10 protein-coding genes and 1 pseudogene are annotated in these 13,752 nt (G+C 44.5%); 3 read left to right on the top strand and 8 right to left on the bottom strand.

Annotation, left to right across the window (positions count from 1 at the left end):
- Window positions 1–5: 5 nt before the first annotated feature.
- From PN836_RS14675 to PN836_RS14700, 6 genes and pseudogenes are all read right to left on the bottom strand, one after another.
- Window positions 6–416 carry a phosphate ABC transporter substrate-binding protein gene (locus PN836_RS14675; protein WP_395339556.1) on the bottom strand — a complete coding sequence of 137 codons (411 nt, stop codon included), beginning with the start codon at window positions 414–416 and terminating at the stop codon, window positions 6–8.
- A 199-nt stretch (window positions 417–615) separates the two neighbouring features.
- Window positions 616–1,196 (bottom strand): annotated as a pseudogene (locus PN836_RS14680) (AMP-dependent synthetase); the annotation flags it as partial.
- 271 nt (window positions 1,197–1,467) lie between these two features.
- Window positions 1,468–1,758 carry a hypothetical protein gene (locus PN836_RS14685; protein ID WP_395339558.1) on the bottom strand — a complete coding sequence of 97 codons (291 nt, stop codon included), beginning with the start codon at window positions 1,756–1,758 and terminating at the stop codon, window positions 1,468–1,470.
- A gap of 16 nt (window positions 1,759–1,774) precedes the next feature.
- Window positions 1,775–2,500, bottom strand: a complete 726-nt coding sequence (locus PN836_RS14690) for a hypothetical protein (protein WP_395339560.1) — start codon at window positions 2,498–2,500, stop codon at window positions 1,775–1,777.
- A gap of 124 nt (window positions 2,501–2,624) precedes the next feature.
- Complete coding sequence (locus tag PN836_RS14695) at window positions 2,625–4,787, bottom strand: alpha/beta hydrolase (RefSeq protein WP_395339562.1); 2,163 nt, start codon at window positions 4,785–4,787, stop codon at window positions 2,625–2,627.
- A gap of 63 nt (window positions 4,788–4,850) precedes the next feature.
- Window positions 4,851–6,143: an amidohydrolase gene (locus PN836_RS14700; RefSeq protein WP_395345674.1), complete on the bottom strand. Its 1,293-nt coding sequence runs from the start codon at window positions 6,141–6,143 to the stop codon at window positions 4,851–4,853.
- Between the two features lie 319 nt (window positions 6,144–6,462).
- On the opposite strand from PN836_RS14700, the gene PN836_RS14705 reads away from it, so the two are divergent.
- Together PN836_RS14705 and PN836_RS14710 are read left to right on the top strand one after the other, a co-directional pair.
- Entirely contained in the window at window positions 6,463–7,788 is a 1,326-nt protein-coding gene (locus tag PN836_RS14705; RefSeq protein ID WP_395339564.1) for a metal-dependent hydrolase family protein, read from the top strand.
- A gap of 59 nt (window positions 7,789–7,847) precedes the next feature.
- Window positions 7,848–9,101, top strand: coding sequence for a DUF418 domain-containing protein (locus tag PN836_RS14710; protein ID WP_395339566.1), 1,254 nt, complete (start codon window positions 7,848–7,850; stop codon window positions 9,099–9,101).
- 54 nt (window positions 9,102–9,155) lie between these two features.
- On the opposite strand, the gene PN836_RS14715 is transcribed toward PN836_RS14710, so the two are convergent.
- Window positions 9,156–11,516, bottom strand: a complete 2,361-nt coding sequence (locus PN836_RS14715) for an Ig-like domain-containing protein (protein ID WP_395339568.1) — start codon at window positions 11,514–11,516, stop codon at window positions 9,156–9,158.
- A gap of 196 nt (window positions 11,517–11,712) precedes the next feature.
- On the opposite strand from PN836_RS14715, the gene nei reads away from it, so the two are divergent.
- On the top strand, window positions 11,713–12,549 hold the full coding sequence (gene nei, locus PN836_RS14720; protein ID WP_395339570.1) for an endonuclease VIII: 837 nt from the start codon (window positions 11,713–11,715) through the stop codon (window positions 12,547–12,549).
- Here the strand turns inward: nei and PN836_RS14725 are convergent, their stop codons facing one another.
- Window positions 12,550–13,680 (bottom strand): succinylglutamate desuccinylase/aspartoacylase family protein, encoded by a 1,131-nt coding sequence (locus tag PN836_RS14725; protein WP_395339573.1) that lies wholly within the window; start codon window positions 13,678–13,680, stop codon window positions 12,550–12,552. It abuts the gene before it with no gap.
- Between the last annotated feature and the right edge of the window lie 72 nt (window positions 13,681–13,752).

Consider the following 13,752-nt stretch of genomic DNA (forward strand, 5'->3'; position numbering starts at 1 on the left):
ATCTCCTAAAGGTTTACGACTTTAACTGCGTCGGTCACCGATGAAGAATCGACATAACCAATCACACTGGGATTTTGAGACACAAGTTCAATAACTTCAGCGTCTGACATGACTTCTTTGGGTGGAATACCTTTGCCCGTGAAAACAAGTTTTGACCAGTAGGCCGAAACCTGAGACGTACTACGACCAAGAATGCTGTCGTCGAAATCCTGACGGATTGAGCTATCTGCACTTTGGTTTACCGGTACTGATTCACTGCCGTCTGCATACTTTTTGTCTTTACCTAAAAATATGCGTTGAACGGTTTTTGAATCCAAATTACTTGAATTTGCAGGGTTCACTATAACCGTAAGCTCAGCTAATGCTGAGCTGGCTAGCGAAAGTAATAGCGCACTAAGTGCCAATTTCTTTAACATAGGGTTGCCTTAACATTTTTAAAAACTAAATCAATAAGCACAAGCGACAAGCTGTCAGTGTGCTAATGAACACAGTTAGGTATCGGCAATTACGGTTAATGTCTTAGGAACTAACGCGTGGAATATAAGAAAAAATGAACAAAAAAAGGCAAAAACCTAACAATGGATTTCGCCTTCTTCTAGAGGTTATATGAGGTGCTTAATTTTGATGCCAGACTATTTTATCTTCGTACTTGCCCAAGATCACTTCTTTGAAACGCTCCTCAATAACATGACGCTTCACTTTTAAAGTAGGTGTGAGTAATTCATTTTCTATCGACCACTCTTGCGAATGCACTACTAAACGATCCAGTCTTTGATGACTTTCTAGCCGAGCATTGAGAATCTCTAACGTTCCTATTAAAGACGCTGCCACCTCGTCCTTATTTTTCCTTCTCGCTTCTTCAGATAACACCAATAAAGCGATAGGCTGGGGCAGATTAGTGCCTGTTACTCAGACTTGCTCAACAATGGGTTTTCCATTATTTTTGCTTCGATAGGCGCTGGCGAGACATATTTTCCTTTTTCTGTCTTGAATATTGCTTTTAAACGTCCTGTGATTTTTACGTATCCATCTGCATCAATTTCGCCTTTATCGCCAGTGCGCAAGTAGCCATCGTTTGTAAATACAACGCTGGTTTTTTCTTGGTCTTTGTAATAACCAATGATATTCCAGGGGGACTTCACCTGAATTTCACCATCTCCAGCAATGCGCACATCAACGCCATCGTAGGCTTTGCCGCTAAATAAGTCGCCCAGCCATCAGTATGCTGGCGACTATCGTAGAACTTTCGACTAAGAGGCGTTTCCAATTGAATACTTTTTGTTCTTTCATGTAATACACTCTCCCGCTGTGCAGATTTATTAGGCCAGCACAATGGCAACGATAACCACACCTACTATTTGCGCAATCTGAGCTATTTGATTCAGCGTCATATGCCCTCCTTACGTGGCTAAGATATAAAAGAAATACGTTTACCTGTTCCGTTGGCTGCTCTGATCGGATTAGATATCAAGACGTGAACCCTTCAGCTTCCAATTGTTCTAAAATCTTAGTGGTTTCTTCTAGTAGTTGTTCAGCATATAACGCGCAAACCAATAAGGTACCTAACCTTAGAGTCAGGAGATTATCCAACTGGCGATTACCTACTATCATTTCTGCACTGTTTTGGAATGGCCCTGCCGGAGTGTCATCGTCAATCACGAAATAGTACTGACCTATCGCACCAAAAGAGAGATCAGACACCAAATACGGTACAAAATTAAAATCCCGTTGCTCTATTGTATCCCTTTCACTTCTCAATAAGCGTTTATAAGCACTATTCCAATTTACCAAGCGCATCTTCAAGTGCCAAACGTAAATCTTTCAAGCTGGATTGAACGGAGCGAATAGCGTTCAGGTGCTGATAATAACCTCCCATCGTATACTGAAAGCGACTACGAAATTCGAGATGACTTCTCATTTTGTTCGCGTCACAAATAAAGACGTCGCTGTTAATCATGTCCGGCTTTGCGCTCTCTGAGATTCTCACTAATTCCGGATAATATGGTACTAGGAGCGTAGCGTTGCGAAAAACTGCCTCGTTGATGTCTCGCGCCCGTGCAGCTTGCAAAAGATAGCTGCGTATTGACGATTTCAGTTTCTCGTCCTGTACCAAATACAAGCGCCCTGTTGTTTGTAGTTCGTTTAATATTGCAAGATCGCTTGTTGGATTAGAGAGAATTGATGAGTAACCAATAGCGAAACACTCTTCTTTTGTGAGTGTTCGCTCTTCTAAGCCTAATATAGCCGGCGCGGCTGACATGGCACCTGCAAAGACGTTTTCGCGGAACTGTATCAGGGGAGCACGAGTCGCTTCGAGCCTAAGCACCTCATCATAAAGACGGGATAAGTAAGCCGCTTCCGTTTTCCTCTCTTCGTGAGCTTGCGCCCATTGTTGTACTTGCAAAGCGAGAACAACACCGATAACGACTATCATGATTTCAATTAGAACAGTGAACCAATCCTGACGACGGATGGCGACTGAAAGACGGTGTAAAATCATTTAAAGGCTGCCTTTTTGTCAGCTAAATCGGCGGTGTCGATTTGGCCACATATACCAATTATATCGTCACATACGGGTGAGTATGAACACTCACCATCTAGGAGAAATGCACCAACAAACATCTCTAGATACCAGATACTAGAAAAGACAAAGATAGTGCAATGCCCCCAATGCCTGTTATTATTAGTCCAAGTAAAGTGCCAATAAGGAGAGGCGCTGAGCGACGCGCGCGTATGGTTAAAAATAGTGTTAGTAAACCCAATAGCCCAGCAAGATAGCTGGCATAAACACCGTATTTTGCCCAGCCTATTAAACCGACTAAAAATAACAATTCACTAGCTTCAAAAGTCGCATACACGGCAGCGCCAAAAATGATAATTGAGGCGATTCCAATTAATGCCGTAAACCACGCACTGATTCGTGCACCTCGGCTAGGCTCTGTAGCTTGTCCATTAATCAATCGCGCGATAGGTGATAACGAAAGCATGAAAAACGCAACGGGAAGCACAAAAACGGCTATTGCCAGAAGGACCGCGGGTCCAGCGATCTGCTTTGGATCTTCTTTAAGCTTAGCCAGTGATAGTAAAAGTCCATCGCTTGTGTAAAGAGATCCTTTAAAAACAGGTTTTTGCATATCATCCGCGCAGGAAGTGTCCAGCTCGCCATTCGGCTCATCAAAAAACGCGGTTAAAAAATCGCCAGCGCAGGGGACTGAACGAGTAGGCCCATGGCCTGCATAGGGCCATTCAACGTATGTGCCATTAGAAAAATTCGGCATGATTGCTTTGGCAAAGGGTGGTGGCGTAATTGGATCCATTGCACCTTCAGCAATAATCGTTCTTGTGTCAATCATACGCGGGGCAAAATCCGATGGGTCTCGCGCGATTAATCCGTACTTTTCGCACAGTGCGACCATTCTATCCGCATCGTCAATCGGGCCATTAAGAAGCGACAACACAGGATGGTTTTGTCTATCTCGCTCATAACTTTCGCGATAAGTGTTCACCCAGCCATCGTTACACGCGATCGCATTATACATACCTCGACTGATGCCACTCCAAGGGCTTAGCCCTGCTCCGCTGGTAAGTATGCGAAATCGCTCGTAATCTCGCGCTTCAACTATACTAGCAAGTGCCTCGATAAAAGCCGGTAATGTGGGATAGTTATCTTGCTCATAAAATAGAAGAAAAGGCAGGCCAGCGATAATGTCATGAAAAAATGTCGCTTTGCCACTGGGATAAGTTTCTTGATCAATGGCGTTATTAATCTCAATAGGCGACTCATGTACCGCTTCTATTGCTTGTTTTAAGCGATTTTCAAAGTTGGGGAAATCTGCCGCGCATGTAGGATCGTCAGCGCATATATCGCTAAGCATGTTCAGTGCGCGCTGATAATATCTTGCTAAGCCTTGAAAGTTGATTTCTGGATCAATTGGTACTATTGCGTCAATTACAGCGGCGCGAATACCGTCGGGATCTTCATGCAAGTAAGCTTGTCCGAGCACGGAACCATAAGAAATTCCCCATACATTCCAATGTTCAAAACCGAGTGCTCGACGCAAGGCTTTTACGTCACGAGCATTTTCGATGGTGTTATACCCTCGTAAATCTACTCCGGCGTCTGAAGCTCTTTTAAAACACTTATCTATTTGCTGTATTTCGGCTTGAGTGCGCTGCTCAAAGCTTTCAACGTTCAAAGCGGCAGGTTCTATTGCGCTTATTTCAGGACAAAAATCATCTGAAAATCCAATGCCTCTTTGTTCTAAAATATATAAATCACGATGGTCTCGTAATCCGTGCTCGATAAAGCGACTCACGTAAAACGATGCCTCGGCCCCCGGACCACCGGTTAGATAGATAACAGGGTCCTCGCGCTTGCTCCACTCGCCTTTAAATTCATCATCCCAATCGTCTGGCTTGCGAGCGCCTATCTTGACTACATTGAGTTGGATAGTCCTTGATGCTTCGGTTTCACGATTTTCTGGCACTGCTAACCTAAAGCAATCCATGTGCTCAGAATCATAGTCCATTGCGCCTTTAAATGGACATACCATAGAGGTCAGAGCATAGGTATCTTTGGCGAACAAATCCGAAGATTCGCTCAGGGTTTCAGCGTTTTCGAATTGCGCCTCATTAGCTTGTTGTATTGACTCTATTGCTTGTGCTTTTGGTATCGCTATTGCAACTGATAAGTATAAAAATAAACACGAGACAGAGCAGAATTTAACGATTAGAACAGTGAACCAATCCTGACGGCGAATGGCGTTTATGAGACGGTGTAAGGTCATTGAGAGGCTTCCTTGATAGTATTAACGAGCGTTTGGCTAGTTTGTTATAAGCTTAGATGTGTTTTATAGCTCTGCGTAATCAAGCGCCCAGTTCACATACAGCTCGGTGCCCGTTTTCAATGCACTTTCATCGGCAAAGAAAAACGGCGAGTGGTTGCTAGGTGCTGTAGACGGGTCCTGCCCTTCTGGCGTTATGCCAAGAAACACAAACAAGCCCGGTACTTCTAATGCAAAGAAAGAGAAGTCTTCTGCACCCGTTATCAAATCATTAACAGCAACCTTGTCTTCACCCGCTACGCGATGCATCGTGGGTAGCATCTTACGTGTAAGCTCGGGGTTGTTGATCGTCACCGGATAGCCTTCGTTGATGTGAACATGGGCCGATGCGCCTGTGGCTTGTGCAGTCATTTCTGCAGTGGTTTTTAAGTTATCGAAGATTTGCTGACGATTATCCATATCAAAATTGCGGATTGTGCCTTCTAAATACACCTCGTCAGGAATGATGTTATTGCGCACGCCGCCTTCAACAATACCAAAACTCACCACGGCTGGGGCCTTTGTGATATCGACTTGGCGACTTACAATGGTTTGCGTATTGCCTATAATCTGCCCTGCCGCGACAATCGGGTCAACGCCGCCCCAAGGCCTTGAACCGTGTGTTTGTCTACCTTTCACTGTTATTTCAAAGGTATCTGCAGAGGCCAAAAGAGGGCCTTCCCGATAACCAATATGACCTGCTGTGCCTGGCGACCATACGTGTATTCCAAATACCACTTCAGGTTTGTAGCGCTCAAATAAACCCTCTTTTAGCATCAGTTCAGCGCCACCTTCTTCGCCCTTTGGCGCGCCTTCTTCAGCGGGCTGAAATATAAATACAATCGTTCCTGCAATATCATCTTTCATCAAACTTAACTGCTCGGCAGCGCCCATCAGCATGGCCATGTGCAAATCGTGACCGCAGGCGTGCATAACGCCAACTTCCTTGCCTCGATATTCACCCTTGGCAACGGATTTAAACGGCACATCTGTTTGCTCGACCACCGGCAGCGCGTCCATATCGGCACGCATAGCAATCACAGGACCCGGTTTGCCGCCTTCTAACACGCCAACTAAACCTGTGTGGGCAATACCCGTTTCAACGTCTAACCCAAGCTCACGAAGGTGGGCTTCAATCAGTTTCGAGGTGCGAAATTCACGATTGCTCAGCTCTGGGTTTTGATGCAAGTCTCTACGCCATTCGATGACTTTTTGTTCCAGCATCGATGAAATGCGTACGGGTTCTTGTGCATTCACTGAATGGTTAAAACCAGCGCTGGCAAACGCAATCAGTATAATAGTGGTAAGGCGAAAGCTCATTTTTGATTTGTCCTGATGTTGGATGAATGAATACAGTAATATCTTCTTCAGTGCGCCAACCGCTTTATCGCCATAGGCAAGTTCTCTTTCGCCATATATAGATTCAAGCTTGTCCATCAACGCCTTCATTTCTGTGAGGAAAAGATATGAAAGAATTAGCGGGCTTACAATAGCTTAAGCGTAAAAATGACGCTACTTTGACGCTAGCAACATTGTGCTTAAGTCAACTTTCTCATAACGTAGAATGTATGCAGAGTGTCACGCATGTCGGCAGGGGGCTGACGGCTTGCACCAGCTTTCTAAAGCGAGAATATTCCCTATGAAATCTTTCAAAATCACCACTCTTTTGTGCCTGTTTACAAGCTTCACACAAGTCCATGCCTCAGAATGGGACATAATCCATGCGGGTACTCTCCTCGCCCTGCCGGGTGAGGCTGTGACTGCGCAACAAAGCGTCATTTTAAAAGACGGCAAAGTCTATGGTATTGAAAGTGGCTACATCGATGCAGAAGACTTAACACTGGACACTGGCGATTCCCTTGAAATTCACAACTTAAAAAATCACTTTGTGATGCCAGGCTTTATTGATGGGCATGTGCATTTAACCTTAGCGCTTTCGCCCAGTGCTATGCTGAGCTGGGTACAAATGTCGGATGCAGATACCGCCATGCTTGGCGCAAAACATGCCCGCGATACCCTTATGGCCGGTTTTACCAGCGTTAGAGATATGGGCGCCTTCACCGATGATGCGGTCTTTGCTGTAAGAGACGGGATTAACGCAGGGTATATTGTTGGCCCAAGAACCTTTGTAGCTGGCAACCCCATTGCTATTAATGGCGGTCACGGAGACTTTACCCATAGCTTTAAAGAGCCGGTTGCAGAGGTATTGCGCACGTCGGGCGTGTGTGATGGTGTGGCAGAGTGTCGCAAAGCGGTAAGAGACCAGATAAGACGCAAAGCTGATCATATCAAGTTGACTGCCACAGCAGGTGTGATGTCTGACAGCAATGCAGGTTTGGAACAGCAATTTTTTGAAGATGAACTAAGTGCCATTATGGACACCGCAAAACTGATGGGGCGCAAAATAGCAGCCCATGCCCACGGTGCAGAAGGTATAAATGCGGCGCTAAAGGCTGGCGCAAACACCATTGAACACGGTACATTCTTAGATGACGAAAGCATTCGTTTGTTTATTGAAAACAATGCCTATTTGTCGCCCACACTTTCCGCCTTTTCATCCATGGAACCTGCACTTAACGATCCCAATAGTTTTTTAACCGACAACCAACGTGAAAAAGCCCAGCAAGCCATGACCGTAGTCAAAACCTATGTTGAAAGAGCCCATAAAGCCGGCGTTAATATTGCGCTCTCTACCGATGCAGGCGTGGGTCCTCACGGTGATAATGCTAAGGAATTTAATTTACTGGTTAAGTACGGTGGTATGAGCCCTATGGAGGCGATTGTTGCCGGAACGCTTAGCGGTGCCGACAATATTGGCAAACTCGATGAATTAGGCAGCCTAGAAGCCGGTAAATGGGGAGACATTGTTGCAGTAAAGGGTAATCCACTTGACGACATCACCATTTTGCAAAACGTCAGCTTTGTGATGAAGGAAGGGGTGGTATACAAGCATATAGCAGACTGAGTTTCTAAATTGTCGCTAATGAAAGTGGCTATAAAAATAAAAATAGGGAACGCGAAACGATGAATCAACCCAGCCTTGCTGCTGATACTGATGCCGCACCAATATCCACTAGCACACGCTATGATATTTTAGATGCCTTACGCGGATTTGCCTTATTCGGTATTTTCTTTGCCAATGTCCAGTTTTTTGCAGGCTGGTTGTTTTTAGATGCTAATGCAAAAGACTCCATCGAAGGCGCAGTTATTTATGATGCCTTTATGCTGATGGTGATTGATGGGCGGTTTTATACTATCTTCTCTTTTCTTTTTGGGCTTGGGTTTGCACTACAGTTATCTCGTTTACAAAACAAGGTAGCCGCCAAAGCTAATTTACTTTATCTGCGTCGACTCAGTATATTATTGCTTATCAGCTTGATACACCTGTGTGTGTTTTGGATTGGCGATATTCTCTTACTTTATGCCGTGCTAGGCTTTGTCTTATTCTTTATGCGCAACTGCACCGACCGCAGTTTATTGGTCACTGCCGCACTATTGTTTTTGCTGCCCATCCCCGGCTATTACTTATTTTGGAAGCTTGGTATCGACCCATCCCTTGGTTTATATCAAGTAGTAAGTAATTGGGTGGATGGCAGCAATGATATAAGTGGCTTTTTTGCGGGTTTTTACGAAACAGTCCATACCACAAGTATTATTCGTTATTTTGAATTAAACATGGAAATTGCCATTGGCAGACTCGGATACTATTTTGATACTTGGCGTATTCCAAAGGTATTGGGCATTATGCTGATTGGTATGTGGGCTGGACGCCAATTGATAGCAGGTAAGCTCCTAGAAAACGCCGCTTTATTAAAGAAGGCCATTTTATTTGGCCTATTGGTGGGCTTACCCTCAACTGTTATATACGCCAAACTATCAGGGCTAAACTCATTTCAAGCACACTCGGCAGAGGGTTTTTTATCGGTAATTGCGTATATGCTTGCCGTCTTTCCACTTGCCTTTGCATATATCGCATTATTTACTTTATTGTGGCGTAAGCATAAGTCGCTGTTGAGTGTATTTGCCGCGCCAGGCCGCATGGCCCTCTCTAATTACCTATTACAGACTTTCTTTGGCATTGGTATTTTTTACGGTGTTGGCTTTGGCTTGCACTTACAAGGCGCCCCGTGGAGTTTAGTCGCCATTGCCATTCTGATTTTTATATTACAAGTTGTGATTTCTCATCTGTGGTTGAAAGGATTCATGTATGGTCCTGCCGAATGGATATGGCGCATGTTAACCTATGGCAAGCTTTTACCGATTAAAAGATTGAGGTGAACAAGTAGAGCATAAAGTGAGCTAACACGATGTGCTATTCGGCGTTATTGCCAACTAAAAATCTCTATTGCTCCAAGCGCCGTCCCAATCAGAAAGATCTATTGGCAAATGGGTATTAATTCTAGGGCTTACTGCCACGCGTACGCCATCTAAATAAAGGGGTGAAGGGTCTGACTCTGAGTACCATAATTCCTGTTCCAGGATATGTATACGTCCGTTTGCTTCGGTAGCGATAATTTCCCACGTGCGCACTTTATCGCTTCTTGTGTCCGAGAGGTTTTCCAAGTCAATAACATTAGAAGCAACTACATTTCGCCATGTCCAGTTACCTTCAGCATAAAAGCCGCTTCCATCAAAGCTGTTTTCATCCGCAACACCACTTCTAATCGCAAACAAAGCAGTTGTATCAGGTAATAAAGTATAGGCTCGGATGGAATTTGCAGGCAACATCCCGCCTTTCCATAGTGACGCACTGGAACGTCCAAGTAAAGCGGCGTATGCAGTGGGCAAATCACGCGAAGCGTTTTGGGCGAAGTCCACACCAGAGCTATCAAACTTGATCATCTTTGACACGTAGTGGCGAATCAGTTGATCGTTCTCGTACACGCTAAAATGGCCAATAAGTTCTTTTCCATTTCGCTCAAAAGGAATAATCTCAAATCGAAACGTTACATTGTTTAAGGTAAGAACGCCTTGATTAAGAGACCACTCGTAGATATCGTCGGCAGTATCTAAAAATGCCGACTGACCGTTTTCGGAGAAGTTGATTTTCTCGGAATAGATTTTGTTTTCGGCATGTCCAGCTTCGCTCAGATTAGGGGTGATTCCTACTAACAATGGCATAGCCCAATTTCCCTCAAAATCGGCCATGTCTATGGATGTAAAAACAGAGTTTTGGTTATACAACCAAGTTTCGCTCACAAAATTCCGCTGACTCGCGGAAATATCAGCTAATTCTGGGTGCAAACGAGTAAAGGACTCAGAAAACCGCAGTCGGTAGGTGCTGCCTACCAACTTAACGACATGAGCAGCAGAATCGCTAATCTCATATATTTGAATGTCTTCGTTCAACTGTTCTTCGATAATTTCGAAAGAAGTAAAAGCGGAGGTTTGTCGATTAATGTCAAATAGAAGCATTGCTACGTCATTACCAAAATACCGAAAAACGTCGTCAAAAATAACGTCAGGGTTCAGGAACTCAAAGCTCGTTTTGACCTCATTTTTTAGGATTGCTAACTGGCCGCTCTCCACGGACCATTGTGCGCTAGTCGCACCTGTAGTGTCATCATCAATCCGCAGGTTACCGTCATTTGTGAAGTGATAAACTCGCGTATTATCTGCAGACATGCCAACTTGCGTCGGGGGAATAGCCGCAATCCAAGCAGTATTTAACGCACTGGGATTAAATTCGCTAAATCCAGCTTGTTGCTCGAATGCGGTCAGTTGGGCAGCTTCAATTGCCTGTTCAAGCGTGAGTAAGTCAATTCCTAAGTCAATCGCTTGTTGCGATATAAGCGCGTCTATGCTTGTTTCGGCTTGAGTTGTGAAGAACTCAAAAGGCTCGACATCAATAAAACCTTCAAACTCATTGAATTCCGACAAAAGCTTATAAATGCCGAGTAAATGAAAGACAGATTTTGGATTTGCAGCCTGCAGTGCTTGTTCATGAGAGAGGTCATTCTGATCTTCAAGATTTGACTTTAACCTGAACATCTCGACAGCTGACGAAGTAGAAAGAAAGCTAATGTTCAGATTGCTTAATTCGTCAGAAGTAATTTGACGTTCAGCATTCATCATCGCCAAAAGTGTTTCTAATTTCAGTAGCCCGCTATAAAGGGTAAAAGTACGCTCGTTTACGGTGGTTTCACTTTTTACAAAGACCTCAGAGCCTTTCGTGATAGTTAACTTCGCAGAAAAATTGCGCTGTTCAAATGATGCTTCTGTAACAACTGCATTATCCATAGCTGAGGAGAGAGACGATAAAGAGGCTGAGTCCTCTAATAAGCTGCCGGTAATCATAAAAGTTTGACTGACAGCAACTTCAACGTTTGCAGATGCGTTGCTTGTTCCGTCACTTATTTGATAGGAAAATGTATCGGGCCCTGCATAACCTGCATTGGGCGTGTATTGAATTTTTCCATCGATTAGCTCAGCTTGACCATTTTTGGGTTCGGTAGTGATCGCACTGATACTTAAAGCATCGTTGTCTGCATCACTATCGTTGGCCAGCACATCAATTGTGACTGCTTGGTCATTTTCGCTGGATACACTGTCATTATTCGCTATTGGGAGGCTGTTTGCTGGCGGGCTTGGGATTGGATCGCTCGAACTCGAGTCAGATCCGCCGGAACAGGCCATTAACAAGGTTATAAAACACAATAATACTGAGGGTTGTAAGTACTTAAGAGAGGGCATGTTGATAACATCCTTTGTTTTTACTTCTTGCTTCCTCAATAAATAGTACACAAGTATTAACAAAAAAGAAGTGGGATTTTCACAACTAAAAAATACAGATACATAAACTATTGAAACTGCTCAAGATGATACATTCCGAAGGCTCTTGCGTATGGTTACCAAAGTATAAAACTTAACCAAATTCAGGAGTAGTGATATGCCAGAAGGCCCTGAGATACGCCTTGCTGCCGACAAAATCGCAAAAGTAATCGAAGGTAAAGAGATTAAGGCCATTGAGGTGGGCATGCCGCATCTTGAGGCGCCTTCTAAAGATCTAGTGGGTAAACGTGTTGTTAGCGTAGAAACGCGTGGCAAAGCCATGTTGATTCACTTTGAGAATGACAAAAGCGTGTATTCGCACAATCAGCTGTATGGCGTTTGGAAAACGGCAAAGCGTGGGCAGTTGCCAAACACAAAACGGTCATTACGTTTAGCCCTGCATACGCAAGAAAAGAGCGCTATTTTGTATAGTGCCTCTGACATAGCCGTTTATGATACGCCGCGTTTGATAGAACACCCGTTTTTACAAAAAATTGGGCCGGATATTCTCGACCCCAAACTCACTTGGCAAGACGTACGGTCGCGATTGTTATCAAAGCGTTTCTGCAAAAGAGGCTTGAGTGCTTTGTACCTAGACCAACATTTTATTGCAGGCATTGGCAATTATCTGCGGACTGAAATGCTCTTTGCCGCAGGCGTGCACCCTGATTTAAAACCTTATCAACTGAGCAAAGCTCAAGTGCGAAAGCTTGCCCAACAAACCCTTGTCATCGGCAAGCGCGCATACGATACCCGAGGCCATACGGTGCCCAACAAACTGGCATTAAAGCTGGCTAAAACAAAGGGCGCTTACGAAAGCGTGCGATTTATGGCCTTTAATAGAGAGGGACAAAGCTGCAGAGAGTGCGTCACGCCCATCATCAAAGCCCAGCGCAATGGCAGGCGCATTTATTGGTGTGAACGCTGCCAAAGCAATACGCCAACAAATGAATAACTAGCTAATCTCAAAATACTGCGTAAAACACTTATACAGCTGCGTACCACTGAGTACCGACGCTGACGGGAAGTGCAGTATGGGGATGAGGTCGCAAGGCGCTTTAATTTCATCAATGGCGCGTTCGTTTTCTAGCTCATCAATATTCAGTACTTTGGCTAGAATCTCTCCTTTTGAAATATGTTCGCCAGGTTGAGCGCAATATTCAACCATGCCGCCAAAGTCGGTAAACAGCGTTTTATAGTCTTTGAGCATTACGCCGAAGCGCTGCATGCTTTGCGGTTGATGCTGCTTATCATCTAGCATGCCTTTGCAGGCCAAGTAAGCCAGAATGCTCTGCGCATCTTTTTTCCCTTCATCAAACTCAATGACTTCTTGGCTACCCATTTCAACAGTAAAAGCCTCTACGCCAAAGTCGAAGGCGCGTCCAAAGCGTTTTTCAAGTTCAATTTGCAGTGTCCACCACGGGCAAAAGCAAGCTTCGTCTAATGCGCCAGCAAATACCTTGGGAATAAAGATGCAGTGAGGAATTGAAAATTGTTTGGCGGCGTGTTTTGCATATTCAGGAATGTAAATATGGCGGGTGGACACCGGGCCATTGTGCAAATCTAAAACAATATCAGCGTCAAAGGCCAATTGCTGCAAAGTCAAATTAAGCCCTTGCGCCAATCCTAAGCCCCACGATTGTTCGAGCTTTTTAGTGATGGCTTCTTTACACACTTGCCGAAAACGCGACTTAATATCAGAAACATCTTCACGCTCTTCTACTGTTTGCGCAAAGGAAACCACCGCCTGTTCATCGTAATGGTAACCGCGATTCCAATTCGTGCCGTTTACCGGGTCAAAGCGCCCAAGCGTATATTCGCCTGCTTTTATATTGGTACCCACCGGATTGCAGTTGGGCACTAAAATCACCTCTCCTTTCAAGGGCTGTTGCTTTAGTGCTTGCAATAGATGGTAAATCACCACGTTACCTTGTACTTCAGCGCCGTGAATTGAGCTTTGTATGTATACCTTGGGGCCGGAAGTATTGCTCGTTAAATGGTATACAGGCACGTTTAAGTTGCGCCCGGACGCGTTTTGGGCAACCGCAATATGGTATTTATTGATAGAAAGGCTTGAAGACGGCATGGCACATCTTTACTAGTTGAGTGTGTATGCAGATTAATGTCATCGCTCAGCGCTTGCAACTATTGCGTGATC

Source organism: Ningiella algicola (assembly GCF_028401415.2).
Taxonomy (GTDB): domain Bacteria; phylum Pseudomonadota; class Gammaproteobacteria; order Enterobacterales; family Alteromonadaceae; genus Glaciecola.

What these genes read in the sequence shown, in the direction of transcription:
- PN836_RS14675 (WP_395339556.1), bottom strand. Translation starts at nt 416, where the DNA reads ATGTTAAAGAAATTGGCACTTAGTGCGCTATTACTTTCGCTAGCCAGC.
- PN836_RS14690 (WP_395339560.1), bottom strand. Translation starts at nt 2,500, where the DNA reads ATGATTTTACACCGTCTTTCAGTCGCCATCCGTCGTCAGGATTGGTTC.
- PN836_RS14695 (WP_395339562.1), bottom strand. Translation starts at nt 4,787, where the DNA reads ATGACCTTACACCGTCTCATAAACGCCATTCGCCGTCAGGATTGGTTC.
- PN836_RS14700 (WP_395345674.1), bottom strand. Translation starts at nt 6,143, where the DNA reads ATGAGCTTTCGCCTTACCACTATTATACTGATTGCGTTTGCCAGCGCT.
- PN836_RS14705 (WP_395339564.1), top strand. Translation starts at nt 6,463, where the DNA reads ATGAAATCTTTCAAAATCACCACTCTTTTGTGCCTGTTTACAAGCTTC.
- PN836_RS14710 (WP_395339566.1), top strand. Translation starts at nt 7,848, where the DNA reads ATGAATCAACCCAGCCTTGCTGCTGATACTGATGCCGCACCAATATCC.
- PN836_RS14715 (WP_395339568.1), bottom strand. Translation starts at nt 11,516, where the DNA reads ATGCCCTCTCTTAAGTACTTACAACCCTCAGTATTATTGTGTTTTATA.
- nei (WP_395339570.1), top strand. Translation starts at nt 11,713, where the DNA reads ATGCCAGAAGGCCCTGAGATACGCCTTGCTGCCGACAAAATCGCAAAA.
- PN836_RS14725 (WP_395339573.1), bottom strand. Translation starts at nt 13,680, where the DNA reads ATGCCGTCTTCAAGCCTTTCTATCAATAAATACCATATTGCGGTTGCC.